This window comes from Streptomyces sp. CB02261 (assembly GCF_001905665.1).
Lineage (GTDB): Bacteria > Actinomycetota > Actinomycetes > Streptomycetales > Streptomycetaceae > Streptomyces.
Window position 1 is genome coordinate 17,408 of sequence record NZ_LIVX01000016.1, and the last position, 19,456, is coordinate 36,863.

Annotated in this window: 15 protein-coding genes; 12 read left to right on the top strand and 3 right to left on the bottom strand. The window is 72.8% G+C overall.

All coding sequences use genetic code 11. From position 1 onward, the window contains the following. Window positions 1-3: 3 nt before the first annotated feature. Entirely contained in the window at window positions 4-513 is a 510-nt protein-coding gene (locus AMK29_RS34790; RefSeq protein WP_073820086.1) for a cysteine dioxygenase, read from the bottom strand. Window positions 514-1,163: 650 nt separating this feature from the next. Between AMK29_RS34790 and AMK29_RS34795 the strand changes: the two genes are divergently transcribed. The 3 genes from AMK29_RS34795 (at window position 1,164) to AMK29_RS34805 (ending at window position 6,865) form a co-directional block, all read left to right on the top strand. Then, the gene (locus AMK29_RS34795) at window positions 1,164-1,427 is read left to right on the top strand and encodes a WhiB family transcriptional regulator (protein ID WP_015033978.1); all 264 of its coding nucleotides are present in this window, start codon (window positions 1,164-1,166) and stop codon (window positions 1,425-1,427) included. 243 nt (window positions 1,428-1,670) lie between these two features. Next, window positions 1,671-5,348: a glycosyltransferase family 2 protein gene (locus AMK29_RS34800; RefSeq protein ID WP_073820087.1), complete on the top strand. Its 3,678-nt coding sequence runs from the start codon at window positions 1,671-1,673 to the stop codon at window positions 5,346-5,348. Continuing rightward, complete coding sequence (locus AMK29_RS34805) at window positions 5,345-6,865, top strand: DUF5719 family protein (RefSeq protein WP_073820088.1); 1,521 nt, start codon at window positions 5,345-5,347, stop codon at window positions 6,863-6,865. The genes AMK29_RS34800 and AMK29_RS34805 overlap by 4 nt, the downstream gene beginning before the upstream one ends. 68 nt (window positions 6,866-6,933) lie before the next feature. Here AMK29_RS34805 and AMK29_RS34810 read toward each other — a convergent pair whose 3' ends face one another. Then, window positions 6,934-7,389: a metallopeptidase family protein gene (locus AMK29_RS34810; RefSeq protein ID WP_073820089.1), complete on the bottom strand. Its 456-nt coding sequence runs from the start codon at window positions 7,387-7,389 to the stop codon at window positions 6,934-6,936. Window positions 7,390-7,687: 298 nt separating this feature from the next. Between AMK29_RS34810 and AMK29_RS34815 the strand changes: the two genes are divergently transcribed. The 8 genes from AMK29_RS34815 (at window position 7,688) to AMK29_RS34850 (ending at window position 17,165) form a co-directional block, all read left to right on the top strand. Then, a complete protein-coding gene (locus AMK29_RS34815) occupies window positions 7,688-8,122 on the top strand; it encodes a DUF3499 domain-containing protein (protein ID WP_073820099.1) in 435 nt (144 codons plus the stop codon). A 145-nt stretch (window positions 8,123-8,267) separates the two neighbouring features. After that, window positions 8,268-9,632: a phosphomannomutase/phosphoglucomutase gene (locus AMK29_RS34820; protein WP_073820090.1), complete on the top strand. Its 1,365-nt coding sequence runs from the start codon at window positions 8,268-8,270 to the stop codon at window positions 9,630-9,632. A 102-nt stretch (window positions 9,633-9,734) separates the two neighbouring features. Next, window positions 9,735-9,917 carry a Trm112 family protein gene (locus AMK29_RS34825; protein ID WP_073820091.1) on the top strand — a complete coding sequence of 61 codons (183 nt, stop codon included), beginning with the start codon at window positions 9,735-9,737 and terminating at the stop codon, window positions 9,915-9,917. Between the two features lie 1,112 nt (window positions 9,918-11,029). Then, a complete protein-coding gene (locus AMK29_RS34830) occupies window positions 11,030-12,178 on the top strand; it encodes an SIS domain-containing protein (RefSeq protein WP_073820092.1) in 1,149 nt (382 codons plus the stop codon). 212 nt (window positions 12,179-12,390) lie between these two features. Continuing rightward, window positions 12,391-13,542 (top strand): mannose-6-phosphate isomerase, class I, encoded by a 1,152-nt coding sequence (gene manA, locus AMK29_RS34835; protein WP_073820093.1) that lies wholly within the window; start codon window positions 12,391-12,393, stop codon window positions 13,540-13,542. Window positions 13,543-13,608: 66 nt separating this feature from the next. Next, window positions 13,609-14,574: a cation diffusion facilitator family transporter gene (locus AMK29_RS34840; RefSeq protein ID WP_073820094.1), complete on the top strand. Its 966-nt coding sequence runs from the start codon at window positions 13,609-13,611 to the stop codon at window positions 14,572-14,574. Between the two features lie 368 nt (window positions 14,575-14,942). Then, window positions 14,943-16,397, top strand: coding sequence for an adenosylhomocysteinase (gene ahcY, locus AMK29_RS34845; RefSeq protein ID WP_073820095.1), 1,455 nt, complete (start codon window positions 14,943-14,945; stop codon window positions 16,395-16,397). A 153-nt stretch (window positions 16,398-16,550) separates the two neighbouring features. Next, the gene (locus AMK29_RS34850; protein WP_073820096.1) at window positions 16,551-17,165 is read left to right on the top strand and encodes a hypothetical protein; all 615 of its coding nucleotides are present in this window, start codon (window positions 16,551-16,553) and stop codon (window positions 17,163-17,165) included. 3 nt (window positions 17,166-17,168) lie between these two features. On the opposite strand, the gene AMK29_RS34855 is transcribed toward AMK29_RS34850, so the two are convergent. Next, on the bottom strand, window positions 17,169-18,086 hold the full coding sequence (locus AMK29_RS34855) for an RDD family protein (protein WP_241845818.1): 918 nt from the start codon (window positions 18,084-18,086) through the stop codon (window positions 17,169-17,171). A gap of 119 nt (window positions 18,087-18,205) precedes the next feature. On the opposite strand from AMK29_RS34855, the gene AMK29_RS34860 reads away from it, so the two are divergent. Continuing rightward, on the top strand, window positions 18,206-19,213 hold the full coding sequence (locus tag AMK29_RS34860) for a stage II sporulation protein M (RefSeq protein WP_073820097.1): 1,008 nt from the start codon (window positions 18,206-18,208) through the stop codon (window positions 19,211-19,213). The last annotated feature ends 243 nt before the right edge of the window (window positions 19,214-19,456 follow it).

Here is a 19,456-nt window from a genome sequence, read left to right on the forward strand (position 1 = left end):
CTCTCAGGCGAGGACGACACCGGGGGTGGCCGGGGCGCACTGCCCCTGGAGCGACTCGTGCATCGGCATCTCGGTGAGGCCGGGGAAGTAGACGTGGAGGCTGACGGCCGGTTCGAGGGAGTCGTTGGCGACCTCGTGGACGTACCCGGGCGCGAAGACGCGGTGCACGCCCGGCGCGAGCGTCCGCACGCCCCGGTCCGTACGCTCCGTCAGTTCGCCCTCCAGGACGGTGAGTACGCCGGAGGAGCCGCCGTGGTCGTGGAGTCCGCTGCCCTGGCCGGGCACCCAGGAGAGCAGCCACACCTCGTAGCCGGGGCCCGTGCGCAGCCGGTGGTACCAGCGGGTGGTGGCGTCGTACTCGACGTACGGGGCCCACTGGGCGCGGTCGTCGGCGATCGAGCGGGCCAGGCCGGCGAACTCGGCCACGGTGACCGGGTGGGGGCGCTCGGGCTGGAGGAGGTGGGGGACCTCGAGGATGTCGCCGGCGATCTGAAGGTCGCTGTCCATGTTCATGGGTGGGGTGGTTCCTCAGCAGAAACAGAAGCGGTGGGGGTCACGAGGGGAGGTGACGCGAGTGACGCGGGGTGACGCTGGGAGAGGAAGCTGGAGCTCTACGGCATCAACAGCTGGAACAGCAACAGCAACAGCGCGCCTGGACAGCGCGGCGGAACCCACGGCTGTGGGTCGCGGAGGGCGCTGCGGTCGCTGGCATGCCACCAAAGGTGGCCGGAGGGGTACCCGACTGTCAACTCAATGCCCGATTTGGGGGTAATGTTTCACCTCATCCGGTTACTCCGTCCGGAGAAAGGTTTGCTCAGGCCCCGACCAGGAGAGATGGCGCTTCAGCCGTGCCCGTAAACATGGCAGTCGTGATCGGACTGTGATCCGGATCGCTTCCATGGCTGGATCGCAACATGATCCGAGTCTCGGACGTCCTCCCCTGTGAGGGCCGCACGGTGCGGCCAGGCCGGTGGCATGTGTCTCGTTTTTTGGTGATTTGAACACTTTCCGCTTACGCTTGGTTCCGCAGAGTGAATACGGGGCCCAATAGCAGATCTCGGCTTGACTCGCGCAGAGCACGAACTTGTAATTTCACTCGTGTCGTTCGGCCGGGTTCACCACGGCAACATCACGGGGACGCACAGAACAGACGAGGGGCGCACATGACCGAGTTGTTCCAGGAACTGCTGGTCGAGGACGCGGACGAAGAACTCGGCTGGCAGGAGCGCGCGCTGTGCGCCCAGACCGATCCCGAGTCCTTCTTTCCCGAGAAGGGCGGCTCGACCCGCGAGGCCAAGAAAGTCTGCCTCGCCTGCGAGGTCCGCTCCGAATGCCTCGAATACGCCTTGCAGAACGACGAACGGTTCGGCATCTGGGGCGGCCTCTCCGAGCGCGAGCGACGCCGCCTGAAGAAGGCCGCCGTCTGAACGGCGCGCAGCCTTCCGGGGCCCGCGCACCGGGCCGCGCCCACCAGGACACGACGAACGGTCCGCCCCCTGTGCTCCGTCCACAGGCGGCGGACCGTTCTGTGTGTTCTGTACGAGACCGTCCCGCACCCTCCGTCCACAGGGCGGCGGACCGCTCCGCGCACAGCCGTTAGTGTGGGCCTCCGTCCGAGACGCTCCCCCACGCCCTTCACGGGCGACCCCGGCCGGAGGGCCCGTAGCTCGATGTCCTCAACTCCTGAGTTCCCGCGACACGTCGTCACCGCCGTGCTCGTCACCCACGACGGCGCCCGCTGGCTGCCGGACGCCCTCGCCGGGCTGCTCGCCCAGGAACGCCCCGTGCAGAACGTGGTCGCCGCCGACACCGGCAGCGCCGACGACTCGGCGCAGCTCCTCGCCGACGCCATCGGCACCGACCGCGTCCTGCACCTCGCGCGCCGCACCGGCTTCGGCACCGCGGTCGAGGAGGCCGCCCGCACCGCGCCCGTGCTCGGACCCGAGGACCTGCCCTATCTGAAGCGCCCCAGCGGCTGGGACCCCGTCAGCCGGACCTGGAACGACGACGCCTACGACCTCCCCGAACTGCCGCACGGCGAACCGGTCCAGTGGCTCTGGCTCCTCCACGACGACTGCGCCCCCGAGCCCGGCGCCCTCGCCGAACTCCTGCGCGTCGCCGACTCCGACGCGTACGCCGCCGTCGTCGGACCGAAGCTGCGCGGCTGGTACGACAGGAAGCAGCTCCTGGAGACCGGTGTCTCCATCGCCCGCAGCGGCCGCCGCTGGACCGGGCTCGACCGCCGCGAACAGGACCAGGGCCAGCACGACCAGGTCCGCTCCGTCCTCTCCGTCTCCACCGCCGGCATGCTGATCCGGCGCGACGTCTTCGAGGAACTCGGCGGCTTCGACCGGCGCCTGCCCCTCATGCGCGACGACGTCGACCTGTGCTGGCGCGCCCACTCCGCCGGCCACCGCGTCCTCATCGCGCCCGACGCCGTCCTCCGGCACGCCGAGGCCTCCGCCCGCGAGCGCCGCACCGTCGACTGCGCCGGGCGCACCGCCGCCAACCCGCACCGCGTCGACAAGGCCGGCGCCGTCTACACGCTCCTCGCCAACACCCGCGGCGCCGCCCTCCCCTACGTGCTCCTGCGGCTCGTCCTCAGCACCCTGCTCCGCACCCTCGCCTACCTCGTCGGCAAGGTCCCCGGACAGGCCGTCGACGAGGTCATGGGCCTCCTCGCCACCCTCCTGCGCCCCGAGAAGATCCTCGCCGCCCGCAAACGCCGCAAGAACCCTGCCGTCGCCGCGAGCGAACTCCGCCCGCTGTTCCCGCCGCCAGGCGCCACCGTCCGCGCCGCCGTCGAACAGCTCACCGCCAACTTCGGCGGCGACGAGGCCGACTCCGGCGGCTCCCGCCACGGCGTCGTCGAGTCGGGACCCGGCGGCGACGACGCCGACTACCTGGAGATCGAGCAGTTCGCCCGGCTCAAGAAGATCGCCGCCAGACCCGGCCCGGTCCTCTTCGCCCTGCTGCTCCTCGTCTCCCTCGTCGCCTGCCGCAACCTCCTCGCCGGCGGCTCCCTGGCCGGCGGCGCCCTGCTGCCCGCGCCCGACACCGTCTCCGGCCTCTGGTCGCGGTACGCCGACACCTGGCACGCCCTCGGCACCGGCGGCACCCAGACCGCCCCGCCCTACCTCGCCGTCCTGGCCGCGCTCTCCGCGCTCTTCCTCGGCTCGACCTCCACCGCGCTGACCCTGCTCCTCGTCTGCTCGGTCCCGCTCGCAGGGTTCACCGCCTACTTCGCCGCCCGCGGCATCGTCGAGTCCCGGCTCCTGCGCGCCTGGGGCGCCATCGCGTACGCCTTCCTGCCCGCCGTCACCGGAGCCCTCGCCACCGGCCGGCTCGGCACCGCCGTCCTCGCGATCCTGCTCCCGCTCATGGCCCGCGCCGCCGTCGCCGCCCACGGCTTCAACCGGCCGGACCGGGGCAGCTGGCGCGCCACCTGGGCGTACACCTTCCTGCTCACCTTCACGATCGCGTTCACCCCGGTCGTGTGGGCGCTCGCCGTCGTCCTCGGCCTCGGCGTCCTCGCCGTACGCCGCTCGGACATCACCGCGTACGGCCTGCGCTTCCTGGCCGCCGTCGGCACCCCCCTCCTCGTCCTCGCCCCCTGGTCGCTGACCCTCCTCACCGACCCCGCCGCCCTCCTGCGCGAGGCCGGCCGCGACATCCGCACGGGCACGGCCACCGCGCTCGACCTGCTCGGCACCAGCCCGGGCGGCCCCGGCACGACCGGCGGCGTCCTCCTCGTCGGCCTCGTCCTCGCCGCCCTCGCCGGACTGCTCCGCGAGGAGCGCCGGCTCGCCGTCCTCGCCGCCTGGACCGCCGCCCTCGCCGGACTCCTCCTCGCCGTCCTCACCAACGGCGCGGGCGGCACCGGCTGGGCCGGACCCGCCACCCTCGTCTACGGCGCAGCCCTCATCGCCGCCGGAATGATCGGCGCGGAAGGCGGCCGCACCCGCGTCGCCGCCCACGGCTTCGGCTGGCGCCAGCCCGTCGCCGCCCTGATCGCCCTCGCCTGCGCCGTCGGCCCCGTCGTCGCCGCCGCCGGCTGGATGATCGGCGGCGCCGACGGCCCGCTGACCCGCCGCGACCCCGTGCAGGTCCCGGCCTTCGTCGCCGAGGAGAGCGGGACGCGCGACCAGCCCCGCACCCTCGTCCTCGGCGGCAGTTCGCCCGGCCAGGTCGACTACACCCTGGTCCGCGGCTCCGGCGCCCGCCTCGGCGACGCCGAACTCACCGCGGGCGCCGAGGAAGACCCCCGCCTCGACGCCGTCGTCGCCCACCTCGTGGCCGGCTCCGGCGCCGACCAGACCCGGGAACTCAGCGGCTACGCGATCCGCTACGTCCTCGTACGGGACGGGGCACCGCGCCAGATGAGCCGCGTCCTCGACTCGACCCCGGGCCTCAGCCGCCTCAGCCAGCTCGACGGCAGCGCCCTCTGGCGCGTGGACCGCGAGATCGCCCGCGTCATGATCGTCCCGTCGGCCGCGTCGGCGGAGAAGCCGGCGGACTCCGCCAAGGCGACGGCCCCGGTCGCCGTCGCCGCGGGCCCGGTCGAGGTCCACACCGACGTCCCGGCCGGCCCCGCCGGCCGCGTCCTGCGCCTCGCCGACCGCGCCGACGAGGGCTGGACCGCCACCCTCGACGGCAAGGAGCTGACGCGCACCACCGTCGACGGCTGGGCCCAGGGCTTCGAACTGCCCGCCGGGGCCGGCCGCCTCGACGTCACGTACGACCAGCCCCTCACCCGCTCCGCGTGGATCTGGACCCAGGTCGGCCTCGCCGTCGTCCTGCTGGTCCTCGCCCTGCCCGGCCGGCGCCGCGAGATCGACGACGACCTGCCCGAGGAGGAGCTCGCGATCCCCGCCCAGGCGACCGAGGGCGACGGCCGCAGGGCCCGGCGTCTGCGCGCCGCCGCCGAGGCGGAGGCGGAGACCACCGGCCCGGCGCCCGGGACGGAACCCGCCGCGGTCCCCGCGCAGCAGGCGTACGAGCCCCAGGAATGGGACGGCGGCCACGACCCGGCCTACGCCCAGGAACAGCCGCGGGCCGAGAGCCCGCACCAGGAGCAGCCCCAGCCGCAGGAGTACGCCGACCAGGGCTACTACCAGGAATACGCCGCCGACCCGTACCAGCAGCAGCCGTACGCGTACCCCCAGCAGGGCTACGACCAGGGGTACGAGCAGCAGCAGTACGACCAGCAGCAGTACGAGCAGCCGCACCAGCAGTACGACCAGCAGCAGCAGTACGAGCAGCAGCAGTACGACCCGTACACCTACGGCTACGGGCACCCCCAGGGCCACGAGACCGAGCAGCGTCCCGACGGGAGCAGCAACCAGTGAAGCGCACGACCCTCTCCCTGATCGCGGTCGCCACGGCGCTCGCCGCCGTCACCGGCCTCGCGTCCCTCACCGCCCCGGACGGCCCCGCCGCGCCCCAGGCCAAGGCCCCCACCCGCCTGCCGGTCGAGCGCGCCGGCATGGTCTGCCCGGCGCCCAGCACCTCCGAGGTGGCCGAGACCCTCTACACCTCGTACACCCCTCCGGGCACCGGCGCGGCGCCGAGCGCCCCGAGCGGGGGCAGGACCGAGCAGCCCACCGCCCGGCTGCTGCCCGCCGCGAGCACGACGACCTCCGGCACCGGCAAGAAGCCGAAGGCCCCCAAGGCCCCGGCCACCGTCACCGCCCCCGGCAAGCCCGTGACCGCCGAGGCGGACGGCCCCGCCGTACCCGCCCTCGCCGGCTCGGCGACCGGCACCCTCGCCCCCGGCTGGACCGTCCAGCAGACCACCGTCGTCCCGGCGGGCGGCGCCCGCGGCCTCCTCGGTCTGAGCTGCGGGGCCCCCGACACCGACTTCTGGTTCCCCGCCGCCTCCACCGCCAAGGAGCGCCAGGACTACGTCCACCTCACCAACCCGGACGACGCGGCCGCCGTCGCCGACATCGAGCTGTACGGCCCCGAGGGTCCGCTCAAGTCCCAGTTCACCGACGGCATCCCGGTCCCCGCCCGCTCCACGGTCCCGGTGCTCCTCTCCACCCTCACGGGCGAGGCCGCCCAGCAGGCCGTCACCGTCCACGTCACCACCCGCAGCGGACGGATCGGCGCGGCCATCGGCGCCGCCGACGACAAGCTCGGCAGCGACTGGATCGCGCCCGCGGCCGACCCGGCGAGCCGCGCCGTGCTCCCCGGCATCCCCGCCGACGCGACCTCCGTACGGCTCGTGGCCTTCGCCCCCGGCAACGAGGACGCCGACGTGAAGGTCCAGCTCGTCACCGCGACCGGCACGATCGTCCCCGCGGGAGCCGGCTCCCTGCACCTGAAGTCCGGGATGACGGCCTCCGTCGACCTGCCGGACCTCACCCGCGGCGAGGGCGGCTCCCTGCTGCTCACCCCGAGCGACCCGAAGAAGCCCACGCCGTTCGTGGCCGCCCTCCGGGTGGTGCGCGGCAAGGGCGAGAACACCGAGATCGCCTTCGTACCGGCGGCCGCGGCGGTCTCCGGCCGGGCGACGGTCGCCGACAACCGGGCCAAGGCCACGACCCTGTCCCTCACCGCGCCCGACGCCGCCGCCCAGGTCAAGGTCACGGCCTCGGCCGGTTCCGGGGCGGGCACGCCGGTGTCGAGGACGCTCACCGTCAAGGAGGGGACGACGACGACCCTCACGGACCTGGTCCCCGAGGGCCTCAAGGGGTCGTACGCGATCACCGTCGAGCCGGTCTCCGGCGGCAAGGTGTACGCGGCGCGGACCCTGGCACTGCCCCAGGACGGCACGCCGATGTTCACGATCCAGACGTTCGTCGACGACCGAGGCACGGTGGAGGTCCCGACGGCACACCAGAACCTCGGGGTCCTGGACTAGGCCGTGCCACGGCCCAGGGGAGGGCTCGTCGGTCAGGCGGGCCGCCCCGGGTCACGGCTCCGGGCGGCTCAGTCCTGCCCGTACCGCGGATCGACCGACTCGGGGGAGAGCCCGAGGAGCTCCGCGACCTGCTCGACGACCACCTCGTGGATCAGGAGCGCCCGTTCGTCCCGGTTCTTCGACCGGATCTCGATCGGGCGCCGGTAGACGACGACCCGGGCGGGCTCGTCCTTCTCGGCGGGCGCCGAACCCCCCAGCGGCACCGTCTCGCCCGTCACCGAAGGCGGCACCTCCATCACCATGAAGTCGACGTCCGCGAGCTGCGGCCAGCGCCGCTCCAGACGCTCGACCGAGTCGAGCACCAGATCGCGGAAGGTGTCGGCCCGGCTCGCGGAGAGCGGCACCTGCGGCGGGGCGACCGGTCCGCGCATCCCGCGGCCGTGCCGGTCGCGGCGGCGCACCCGAGGCTCCTCCGGAGGCTCCGTGGAACGGTGCGGCGGGCTCGGTGGCACAGGACTGTCCATCACTGACGCAGCGTAACCCTCATCGGTCCCCGCGTGCCGTGGCGCATCCTCGCCACCGTCCCCCAGGGCTGCCGCCCCGCCACCACCTGATGTCGAAACCTGAACATTCCGGCCAATCGTCCGCTCGATCCGACAGCCCCTCGCGATCGGCCATCTGGCCGTGGATGACCGGATCTGTACCCCGGACTGTCCGGATCGACTCCCGGCCCCGCTCCCTTGCGCGCTCTCCCGCGCAGGTCAGAGCGAGCACCCCGGCCTACCGGGTGGCGGAGGTCACAACGCGACACGGGGGAGTGACCTGAGGGAGAGTCGTCGCGGCCCGCTCAAGAGTGCGGTACCGTCCAACGTCGTGAGCCCTGTACGTCGCTGTTCGCGCACTGCGTGCGGCCGCCCTGCCGTCGCGACACTGACGTACGTCTATGCCGACTCGACTGCGGTCCTCGGCCCGCTCGCCACCTACGCCGAGCCCCACTGCTACGACCTGTGCGCCGAGCACAGCGAGCGCCTCACCGCGCCACGCGGGTGGGAGGTCGTGCGGCTCACCGACGGTTCCGCCCCGCCCCGTCCCAGCGGCGACGACCTCGAAGCCCTGGCCAACGCGGTACGGGAGGCGGCCCGCCCCCAGGAACGCGCGGCCGGCGCAGGCGGCAAGGGCGGCGGAGGCCGGGGCGGCGACCCCATGGAGGTCGGCCGTCGAGGGCACCTCAGGGTGCTCCGCTCCCCGGACAACTGACCCGCCGCGCCGCGATCACGCCGCCGTCCGGGCCGATATCCGTCCACCGACAGGACACCGTCCGCGTACACCTCCCCGCTCCGGGTAGTTTTGGCGTTCCGTACACGCGCCGCACACGCGTGCCGAGACTCAGGAGGGTGGATCCGTGACTGCCGATCTGTCGCAGATCGTGAAGGCGTACGACGTCCGCGGAGTGGTACCCGACCAGTGGGACGAGGACCTCGCCGAACTCTTCGGCGCCGCGTTCGTACGGGTGACGGACGCGGACGCGATCGTCATCGGCCACGACATGCGCCCCTCGTCGCCCGGCCTGGCCGACGCCTTCGCGCGCGGCGCGGCCCGCCTCGGCGCCGACGTCACCCTGATCGGACTCTGCTCCACCGATCAGCTCTACTTCGCCTCCGGCAGCCTTGGCCTGCCCGGCGCCATGTTCACCGCCTCGCACAACCCGGCCCAGTACAACGGCATCAAGATGTGCCGCGCGGGCGCCGCCCCCGTCGGCCAGGACACCGGCCTGGCGGAGATCCGCGAGCTGGCCGAACGCTGGTCGGAGACCGGCGCGCCCGAAGCCGCGGCGACGCCGGGCACGATCACGGAACAGGACACGCTGGCGGACTACGCCGCCCACCTCAAGGCCCTGGTCGACCTCACGGCGATCCGCCCGCTCAAGGTGGTCGTCGACGCGGGCAACGGCATGGGCGGCCACACGGTCCCCACCGTCTTCGAGGGCCTGCCGCTGGACCTCGTCCCGATGTACTTCGAGCTGGACGGGACGTTCCCGAACCACGAGGCGAACCCGCTCGACCCGAAGAACATCGTCGACCTCCAGGCCCGCGTCCGCGCCGAGGGCGCCGACCTCGGCCTCGCCTTCGACGGCGACGCCGACCGCTGCTTCGTCGTCGACGAGCGAGGCGAGGGCGTCTCGCCGTCCGCGATCACGGCCCTCGTGGCCGCCCGCGAGCTCGCCAAGCACCCCGGCGGAACGATCATCCACAACCTGATCACCTCCTGGTCGGTGCCCGAGGTCGTCCGCGAGAACGGCGGCGAACCCGTCCGCACCCGCGTCGGCCACTCCTTCATCAAGGAGGAGATGGCGAAGACCGGCGCGATCTTCGGCGGCGAGCACTCCGCGCACTACTACTTCGCGGACTTCTGGAACGCGGACACGGGCATGCTCGCCGCGCTCCACGTCCTCGCGGCCCTCGGCGGCCAGGAGGGCACCCTGTCCGACCTGGTGTCGGCGTACGACCGCTACGCCTCCTCGGGCGAGATCAACTCGACCGTCGCCGACCAGGCCGCCAGCGCGGCGAAGGTCAGGGCGGCGTACGAGGGCGAGGGCGTCACCCTCGACGAACTCGACGGCCTCACGGTGACGGCCGCCGACTGGTGGTTCAACCTGCGCGCCTCCAACACGGAGCCGCTGCTCCGCCTCAACGTCGAGGCCCGCGACGAGGTCACCATGGCCAAGGTCCGCGACGAGGTCCTCGCCCTGGTCCGAGCGACCGACTGACCCGGCCGCGCCGCCGGGGATCGGGGCGTCCCCCGTTCCCCGGCGGTAGGCTGACCTGGCCCGAAGGGCAGCACCACCCCCGTTTGTTCGAAGGGACATCCCATGCCGCTCGAAGCCGGCCTCCTGGAGATCCTGGCCTGCCCCGCGTGCCACGCTCCGCTGAACGACCGCACGGCGGACGAAACCCCCGAACTCCTCTGCACGAGCCCGGACTGCGGCCTCGCGTACCCCGTCCGCGACAACATCCCGGTCCTCCTGACCGACGAAGCCCGCCGCCCGTCCTGACCCGGAGCCCCCGAGCCCGCACCGAGTTCCGACGGACGCTCTGAGCCACCGAGGGCTCCGAAGCCGCGAGCCGGCCCGAGGGCAGCGGGGCCGGGAGACGGCCTGAGGCGGCCGAGGCCGGGAGACGTCCGAGCGTGGGCAGCGCAAGCCCGAGGGCGGCCTGAGCCACTGAGGGCAGCCGATGGCCCGAGCCACCTGTCGGCGGATCACGACCGTCAGGCGGTCGAGGCCACCGTGGGACCCGGCGAGACTACGGGTCGGGGAGAACGCCCTGGCCCACCCGAGGAAGCCGCGGCCCCTGAGGGAGCTTGACCGGCCCAAGGCCGAGCGAGGAGACCGGAGGCGGGTTGGGACCCGAGGGACGGACCGAGCCGCCGGAGGCAGGCCGAGCCACCGGAATCGGCCTGGGACGGTGGCGGCGCAGGTCGGCACACGCCACCCGAGGCGCGGCAGATCTGCCCGAAGCCCGGCCGGGTCGCCCGAGGCGGGCTATGCCGGCGGAAGAAGGGCATAAGCCCTCCGACGGCGGCACGAGCCCCCAGGACGGTCCGAGCCGCCGACCGAAGGCACATGCCACCCGAAGGCCCGGCCGCGCCCCCCGAGGCGGTCGGCCTGGGCAGGCCGGGCGACCGGAGGGAGGGCGCAAGCCATCCGACGGCAGAACGAGCCATCCGAGGCAGACCGAGCCACCCGCAGGCGGCTCCGGTCCCCGACAGGCAGGCCCGGCCACCTGACGCCGCCACCGGTCTCCCACCTGCAGGCCCGACCACCTGACGAGGGCGGCTACGAGCCCGGCGGGCACGCCGGACACGGGGCCGAGGTCTCTCCGGAAAACCCGCACGGAGCCGTCCGCCGAAGTCCGTCGACCGGGCGCCGGGCTCGGCTCACGAGCACTCGGCCCGCGAGAGGCCCCCCGGAGGGGCCGCCGCCGACGGCGAGCACCCCCACGGAAAGACCCGCACCTCTGCCCTCCCCGCTGTACGGATGGGTACTGACACGCCCGGCCGAAGGCAAACCGCACAAGACCACAGGGCCCCGCACCGCAAGGCCCCGCGCCACAGAACCGCCCCGCAGACCCCGATGACGACGACGCGACCGGAGGCACCCGCCCCATGCTCGACGAGACCCTCCTCGACGCCCCGGACGACCTGGCCCTGGCCGACCACCGCGGTCTCCTCCGCGCCGCGGCCGAGGCCGGCGCCCGCGTACGGACGGCGGCCCGGCATGCCGCCGAGGCCGGTATCGCGGACCTGCATCCCGAGGGCCGCCCCCGTGCCGTCCTGGTCGCGGGCCCCGGCACCGTATCGGCCTGCGTGGCCGACCTGATCGGAGCCCTGGCCGGCGCCTCGGCCCCCGTCGTACGCCTTCAGCCGACCGGTGTGGCTCCCGCCGCGGGCGCCCTGCGCTGGGCGCTGCCCGGCTGGGCCGGCTCGGTGGACCTGCTCCTGCTGCCGACGACGGACGGGTCCGAGCCGGGCCTGGCGCTCCTCGCCGAGCAGGCGTACCGCCGTGGCGTGACGGTCGTCGCCGTCGCCCCGAAGGGCTCCCCGGTCGCCGAGGCCGTCAGCGGCTCCCACGGACTGTTCGTCCCGATGGCCACCGCCCCGAACGAGTCGGCCGACGAGTCCGCGGAATCCCTCGCGGCAGGTCCCGGCGCCCTGTGGGCCCTGTTCACCCCGCTGCTCGTGCTCCTGGACCGGGTCGGGCTCCTGGAGGCGCCGCCGGAGGCACTGGAGAAGGTGGCCGACCGGCTGGACCGGACGGCCGAGCGCTGTGGCCCGGCCATCGCCACGTACAGCAACCCGGCGAAGACGCTCGCCGCCGAACTCGCCGACTCGCTGCCGCTGATCTGGACCGAGGGCGAGGCGGCGGGCCCGGCGGGACGCCGTTTCGCCGCGGTCCTCGCGGAACTCGCCGGCCGGCCGGCCCTGGCCGCCGACCTCCCGGAGGCCCTGCCCGCGCACGGGGTCCTGCTCGCCGGTGACTACGCGGCGGGCGCCGACCCCGAGGACTTCTTCCGTGACCGGGTCGACGAGCCGCAGGCGCTGCGCGCCAGGGTCCTGTTGCTCAGGGACCGTCCGTCCGAGGGCCTCACCGCGGCGCACGCGGCCCGCGAACTGGCTCTCAGCCACGAGACCGCCATCAGCGAGCTGGAACCGGAGGAGGGCGGCGACCTGGAGACCCTGGCCGAGCTGCTGGCCGTGACCGACTTCGCGGCCGTCTACCTCTCCCTGGCAAGCCGAAACCGCACGCCCCACTAGAAGAAACCACCCACCAGGAACAACCGGCCCCACCAGAAACAACTGGCCCCACCAGCCCCAGCCACCCCACCAGCCAAACGCCCCCACCCCGTAATCCCCCCGTCCACCACCCCGATATCCACCCGTCATCCGACCCCTGTCACCTGTCACCTGTCACTTGTCTCCCGACCCCCCTCACCATCCGTCACCGCCACGAGGAGCTGGCAGGCACCATGGACCGCCTCGTCAACACCGTTCGCCCCTACGCCTGGGGTTCCACGACGGCCATTCCGGAACTGCTCGGGATCGCCCCGTCCGGCGAGCCCCAGGCGGAGATGTGGATGGGCGCCCACCCCGGCGCGCCCTCCCGCACCGAGCGCGGCTCGCTGAACGAGCTGATCGACGCCGATCCGGTACGTGAACTGGGGCAGCGTTCCGTCGACAAGTTCGGCCCCCGCCTCCCGTTCCTCCTGAAGGTGCTCGCCGCCGGCGCCCCGCTCTCCCTCCAGGTCCATCCCGACCTGGCGCAGGCCCGGGCCGGTCACGCGGCCGAGGAGGCCGCCGGTGTCCCGGTCGACGCCCCCCACCGCACGTACAAGGACGCCAACCACAAGCCCGAACTGATCTGCGCCCTCACGCCCTTCGACGGCCTGTGCGGCTTCCGCGCACCCGCCGAGGCCGCCGACCTGATCGCCGCACTGGGCGTCGACTCGCTCAAGCCGTACGTCGACCTGCTCCACGCCCACCCCGAAGAGGCCGCCCTCCGCGAGGTCCTGACGGCCCTGCTGACCGCCGACCCGGACGAGATGGCGCACACCGTCGCCGAGGCGACCGCCGCCGCCGACCGCCTCGGCGGCGCCCACGCCCCGTACGCGAGCCTCGCCCACCACTACCCGAGCGACCCCGGCGTCATCGCCGCGATGCTCCTCAACCGGGTCCGGCTCCAGCCCGGCGAAGCGCTCTACCTCGGCGCCGGTGTGCCGCACGCCTACCTGGACGGCCTCGGCGTCGAGATCATGGCCAACTCCGACAACGTGCTGCGCTGCGGACTCACCCCGAAGCACATCGACGTCCCCGAACTCCTCCGTGTGGTCCGCTTCGAGCCGGTCGACCCGACCGTCCTGCGCCCCGAGGCCTCCCCGGCGGGCGAGGAGGTCTACGACACCCCGATCGACGAGTTCCGCCTGTCCCGGTTCGTACGGGCCGAGGGCGCCGCCCCGACCGACCTGACCAGCCCCACCCCGCAGATCCTGCTCGCCGTCGCGGGCCGCCCGACGGCGGGCGAAGTCGCCCTCGCCCCCGGCGAGTCCGTCTTCGTGCCGGCGGGGGAGCGGGCCGAACTGTCCGGTACGGGGACGGTCTTCCGCGCCACCGTCGTGGCCTGATGCAACAATGACCGGCCGAACCGCGGCGACAGAGCCGGTGCATCGACGAAGGGACCACGTACACCCATGAGCGCGTCAGGCGGAACCAAGGCGATCGTGGCGGCACTCGCCGCGAATCTGGCGATCGCCGTAGCCAAGTTCGTGGCGTTCCTCTTCAGTGGTTCGTCCTCGATGCTCGCGGAGAGCGTCCACTCGCTGGCCGACTCCGGCAACCAGGGGCTGCTGCTCCTCGGCGGAAAGAAGGCCAAGCGCGAGGCGACTCCGCAGCACCCCTTCGGCTACGGCCGCGAGCGGTACATCTACGCCTTCCTCGTCTCCATCGTCCTCTTCTCCGTCGGTGGCATGTTCGCCATCTACGAGGGCTACGAGAAGATCAAGCACCCGCACGCGATCGAGGCCTGGTACTGGCCGGTCGGCGTCCTCGTCTTCGCGATCATCGCCGAGACCTTCTCCTTCCGTACGGCGATCAAGGAGTCCAACGCGATCCGAGGCGGCCTGTCCTGGACGCAGTTCGTCCGCCGGGCGAAGGCCCCCGAGCTTCCGGTCGTCCTGCTCGAGGACCTCGGCGCCCTCGTCGGTCTGATCCTGGCCCTCGGCGGCGTGAGCCTGGCGCTCGCCACGGGCGACGGCGTCTGGGACGGCATCGGCACCCTCTGCATCGGCGTCCTCCTGATCGTCATCGCGATCGTCCTGGCGGCCGAGACCAAGTCGCTGCTGCTCGGTGAGTCCGCGGGCGTCGAGGACGTCAAGAAGATCGAGGACGCGGTCGTCGACGGCGACACCGTCACCCGCCTCATCCACATGCGCACGCTCCACCTCGGCCCCGAGGAGCTTCTCGTCGCCGCGAAGATCGCCGTCCGGCACGACGAGTCGGCGACCGAGGTCGCGAACGCCATCAACGCCGCCGAGGAGCGCATCCGCGCCGCCGTCCCGATCGCCCGGGTCATCTACCTGGAGCCCGACATCTACAGCGAGACGGCCGCCTCGAACGGCGTGAACCCCGCCAAGAACCCGGGCGGCACGGGTCACTGACCCCCACCGTCACCAGAGGCCCCCGAGACCCCCCGGTCCCGGGGGCCTCACCCGTCCCCACGCCCTCCCGGCCACGGTCCCGAGCCACCTGGGCGACCGCCCCGGCACCGCCCCGAACCCGTTCCCGGACCGCCCCAAGATCCCGATGCGGACTGTGGCCACCGCCCCGTCCGGTGTAGATTCGAGAGCAGCCAGACGTCGCTGCTGATGGCGGTCGGGCGGTCCGCACGGACCGGCCGAGGGAGAGAGGGCCTCCGACGACGGCACCGTGGAGAACCCCGGGCATTCCTGTGCCCTGGGAGCCTCCGTGGCGCCCGGGCGCCCCCCAACAGACCCTCGCACTCGATCACACGAGGAGCAGCTCCGCCATGACGACTGTCGCCCACCAGGACTTCAAGGTCGCCGACCTCTCCCTGGCCGCCTTCGGCCGCAAGGAGATCACCCTCGCCGAGCACGAGATGCCCGGCCTGATGTCCATCCGTCGCGAGTACGCCGAGCAGCAGCCGCTCGCCGGCGCCCGCGTCACCGGCTCCCTGCACATGACCGTGCAGACCGCCGTCCTCATCGAGACCCTGGTCGCCCTCGGCGCCGAGGTCCGCTGGGCCTCCTGCAACATCTTCTCCACCCAGGACCACGCCGCCGCGGCCATCGCCGTCGGCCCGAACGGCACCCCGGAGAACCCGCAGGGCGTCCCGGTCTTCGCCTGGAAGGGCGAGACCCTGGAGGAGTACTGGTGGTGCACGGAGCAGGCCCTGACCTGGCCGAACACGCCCACCGGCGGCCCGAACATGATCCTCGACGACGGTGGTGACGCCACCCTCCTCGTCCACAAGGGCGTCGAGTTCGAGAAGGCCGGCTCGGCCCCGGACCCGGCCACCGCGGACAGCGAGGAGTACGGCCACATCCTCCGTCTCCTCAACCGCACCCTCGGCGAGGACCCGCAGAAGTGGACCCAGCTCGCGTCCGAGATCCGCGGCGTGACCGAGGAGACCACCACCGGCGTCCACCGCCTGTACGAGATGCACCAGGCCGGCACCCTCCTCTTCCCGGCGATCAACGTGAACGACGCCGTGACGAAGTCGAAGTTCGACAACAAGTACGGCTGCCGTCACTCCCTCATCGACGGCATCAACCGCGCCACCGATGTCCTCATCGGCGGTAAGACGGCCGTGGTCTGTGGCTACGGCGATGTGGGCAAGGGCTGTGCGGAGTCCCTCCGCGGCCAGGGTGCCCGGGTCATCGTCACGGAGATCGACCCGATCTGCGCGCTCCAGGCGGCGATGGACGGCTACCAGGTCACGACCCTCGACGAGGTCGTCGAGACGGCCGACATCTTCATCACCACGACCGGCAACAAGGACATCATCATGGCCGGGGACATGGCCAGGATGAAGCACCAGGCGATCGTCGGGAACATCGGCCACTTCGACAACGAGATCGACATGGCCGGCCTCGCCAGGACCCCGGGCATCGTGAAGGACGAGGTCAAGCCGCAGGTCCACACCTGGACCTACCCCGACGGCAAGGTCCTCATCGTCCTGTCCGAGGGCCGCCTCCTGAACCTGGGGAACGCGACGGGTCACCCCTCGTTCGTCATGTCGAACTCCTTCGCGGACCAGACGCTGGCGCAGATCGAGCTCTTCACGAAGCCGGAGGAGTACCCGACCGACGTCTACGTCCTGCCCAAGCACCTGGACGAGAAGGTCGCCCGCCTCCACCTGGACGCCCTCGGCGTCAAGCTGACGACCCTGCGCCCCGAGCAGGCCGCGTACATCGGCGTCGAGGTCGAGGGCCCCTTCAAGCCGGACCACTACCGCTACTGATGCCCCGGCCGGCGGCGCCCGCGCACCGACGCGACGCCGTCCCGGACACCCGTAGAGGACTCAGGCAGGCCCCCCGCACCCCCGTGCCGGGGGGCCTGCCCCGTCCCGCCCCCGCTACCGCCCCTGGAAGCGCCCCCTCCCGAGGACTGACCCATGCCCCGCGGCCGATATTCGCTCCACGATCCGCACGACCACACCCCCCTCGGTGAAGAACACTTCCACTGCGCGCCCGGCCCCTCCGGCTGGCGTTACGTCTCTCAGATCACCACCCCCTCGGGCGACCACCAGGGCTCCGTCGACCTGGCCGTCGACGAACTCGGCCGCCCCATCCGCCTCGAACTCCACGCCGCCGGCTGGCAGGTCCGCGGCGCGGCCCTCGACGGCGTCACCTGGGTCCGCACGGACCCCACCGGAACCCACGCCACCGAAGGCAATGTGCGCGCCCACGCCTTCACCGGCACGTCCCCGGCGTTCCTCGTCGCACTCACGCGACTCCTGCGTCTCACCCCCGCTTCCCCCGAGACCCGTGTCAGGCTCGTCGCCTTCACGGACCCGGTGCTCGCCCCCCTCACGGTCGACCAGTCCTGGGCCCTGCTGAGAAGTGAAGCGCACGCCACTGACAACGGCCCCCTGATGGTGGACGAGTACCAGGTCAGCGCCCTGGACACGGGCGAGAGGCACACCGTCCACATCGCCGGCGACGTGGTCCTCGCGGCCCCCGGCATCGAACTCGAAGCCCTGGAGACCCCGCCGTCCGTCTTCCCCTGACGATCAGGCCGGCGGAGCGAACCCCGTGGCGGGCGCGGCGGTCTCCCCGCCCCCACCGCCCGGCGGATCAGTGCGCGGAGAAGCGGTGACGGTCGGAACGACGACCGCCGCGCCCCGACCTGGCGTCCCCGGCCCCGCCCCTGCCGCAGCGGCCGGCTCCGCCACCGCCGAGGCAGAGGCCGCCGCCCGCCGGACGTCCCTGGCCTGCCGCTCGGCCACCACCCCCGCCAGAAACGCCTCGGCCGGAACCCCCGCCGGCGGCGGCGTGCCGGTCCGCGACACCAGCTCGTCGGCCAGCCGCTCCGCGAGCCGCCGCCCCACGGCCGGATCCAGTTCACGCGCCCGCGTGAGGTACTGCCGTATCTCCAGCCACAGAGCCTCGGGCACCCCCGAGAGGTCGAGCCCCGAGAACCGCCCCACCAACCACGGCGGCGGCGGAGGCACGGTCTGAACCCGCGCCGCGGGTATCCGCTCGCGCACGACCAGCGTCCCCGCGAAGACGTCCCCGAGCCGCCGCCCCCGCTCCGACACCAGCGACGCGACACAGGCGACGACCCCGAAGGTCATCAGGATCTCCACGACCCCCATCGCCCCCCGCACCAGCGCGTGCCGGAACCGGATCGGCCCGCCGTCGTCCCGCACCACGCGCAGCCCGCACGCCATCTTCCCCAGCGACCGCCCGTGCGACAGCGTCTCCACCGCGATCGGCGCCCCGACGAGGACCAGCACGAAGGAGGCGATGGACACCGCCATCACCGCCGCGTCGTCCAGCGAAGCCGTGGCGACCGCGAGCGCGAGCATGATCAGCAGATACGCGGCCCACACCACCGCGAGATCGATGAGCACGGCCAGCGCCCGGCTCGGCAGCCGCGCCGGCTGCAACCCCAGGACGACGGCATCTCCCGTCACCAACCCACTCACGGCACCCACCCTTCTCCGCCCTTCGCGACCCCTCCGAACGCCAGTCTGCCAAGCTGACCCGCAGCGCGCCGCAGCAGTACGGACCCGTCCCCAGCCGATGCCTGGAGCAGCAGCCGATCATGGACCTCGACGTCTACGTCACCGCCCACCGCGCCGAGTGGGAGCGCCTCGACCACCTCCTGCGCCGGGGCGGCAAGCTCACCGGCGCCGAGGCCGACGAACTCGTCGCCCTGTACCAGCGCACGTCCACGCACCTGTCGATCGTCCAGTCCACCGCCCCGGACCCGATGCTCACGGCCCGGCTCACCCAACTCGTGGCCCGCGCCCGCGCCACCGTCACCGGCACCCGCAGCTCCTCCTGGCGCGACGCGGCCCGCTTCCTGACGGCAGGCTTCCCGGCGGCCGTCTACCGCTCCCGGCACTGGTGGATCCCCACCGCCGTCCTCTCCACCCTGCTCGCCGTACTGATCGGCTGGTGGATCGGCGCCCACCCGGAGGTCCAGGCCGCGATCGGCGCCCCCACCGAACTCCGCGAGATGACCCGCCCCGGCGGCCAGTACGAGACGTACTACTCCAGCCACCCGGCGACCTCCTTCGCCGCCCAGGTCTGGACGAACAACGCCCGGGCCGCCGCCATGTGCCTCGTCCTCGGCGCCTTCCTGGGCATCCCGGTGCTGTGGATCCTCTTCCTGAACATGCTGAACGTCGGTGTCGCCATCGGTCTGATGTCGTCGGCCGGACGCCTCGACGTCTTCCTGGGCCTGATCCTTCCCCACGGCCTGCTCGAACTGACCGCCGTCTTCGTGGCCGCCGGTACGGGCCTCCGCCTCGGCTGGACCGTCATCGACCCCGGCCCCATGACCCGCCGCGCCGCCCTCGCGGAACGCGGCCGCGCCGCCGTCGGGATGGCGATCGGCCTGGCCCTGGTCCTCTTCGTCTCGGGCCTGATCGAAGGCTTCGTCACCCCGTCCGGGCTGCCCACCTGGGCCCGCATCACCATCGGCGTCACGGCCGAGCTGGCCTTCCTCACCTACGTGTACGTCCTGGGCGGCCGCGCCTCCCGCGCAGGTGAGGCGGGCGACCTGGACGAGCCCGACCGCAGCGCCGCGCTGCCCACCGCGGCCTGATGTGCGTACGGCCCCGCCGACCTGCTAGTGTCCTCCGGTGCCCACAAAAGCTGTTGACACGGCGGACGTGGGGAGGTAGATTTAAACGGTTGCCTGGAACTGGACAGTTCGGCAGCAGCCAAGTTAAAGTCTCACTCACTCCGGTCGGGAATTCGATTCCACGGAGTCACCCCGATTCTCATTCGAATCACGAAAGCCACCGATTAGGTCGGCCCAAATGATTCTGATAAAGTCGGAACCGCC

Excerpts from the sequence above, each read along its gene's own strand:
- manA (WP_073820093.1), top strand. The coding sequence starts at position 12,391 with ATGGACCGCCTCGTCAACACCGTTCGCCCCTACGCCTGGGGTTCCACG.
- AMK29_RS34850 (WP_073820096.1), top strand. The coding sequence starts at position 16,551 with ATGCCCCGCGGCCGATATTCGCTCCACGATCCGCACGACCACACCCCC.
- AMK29_RS34800 (WP_073820087.1), top strand. The coding sequence starts at position 1,671 with ATGTCCTCAACTCCTGAGTTCCCGCGACACGTCGTCACCGCCGTGCTC.
- AMK29_RS34790 (WP_073820086.1), bottom strand. The coding sequence starts at position 513 with ATGAACATGGACAGCGACCTTCAGATCGCCGGCGACATCCTCGAGGTC.
- AMK29_RS34840 (WP_073820094.1), top strand. The coding sequence starts at position 13,609 with ATGAGCGCGTCAGGCGGAACCAAGGCGATCGTGGCGGCACTCGCCGCG.
- AMK29_RS34830 (WP_073820092.1), top strand. The coding sequence starts at position 11,030 with ATGCTCGACGAGACCCTCCTCGACGCCCCGGACGACCTGGCCCTGGCC.
- AMK29_RS34825 (WP_073820091.1), top strand. The coding sequence starts at position 9,735 with ATGCCGCTCGAAGCCGGCCTCCTGGAGATCCTGGCCTGCCCCGCGTGC.
- AMK29_RS34795 (WP_015033978.1), top strand. The coding sequence starts at position 1,164 with ATGACCGAGTTGTTCCAGGAACTGCTGGTCGAGGACGCGGACGAAGAA.
- AMK29_RS34810 (WP_073820089.1), bottom strand. The coding sequence starts at position 7,389 with ATGGACAGTCCTGTGCCACCGAGCCCGCCGCACCGTTCCACGGAGCCT.
- AMK29_RS34860 (WP_073820097.1), top strand. The coding sequence starts at position 18,206 with ATGGACCTCGACGTCTACGTCACCGCCCACCGCGCCGAGTGGGAGCGC.
- ahcY (WP_073820095.1), top strand. The coding sequence starts at position 14,943 with ATGACGACTGTCGCCCACCAGGACTTCAAGGTCGCCGACCTCTCCCTG.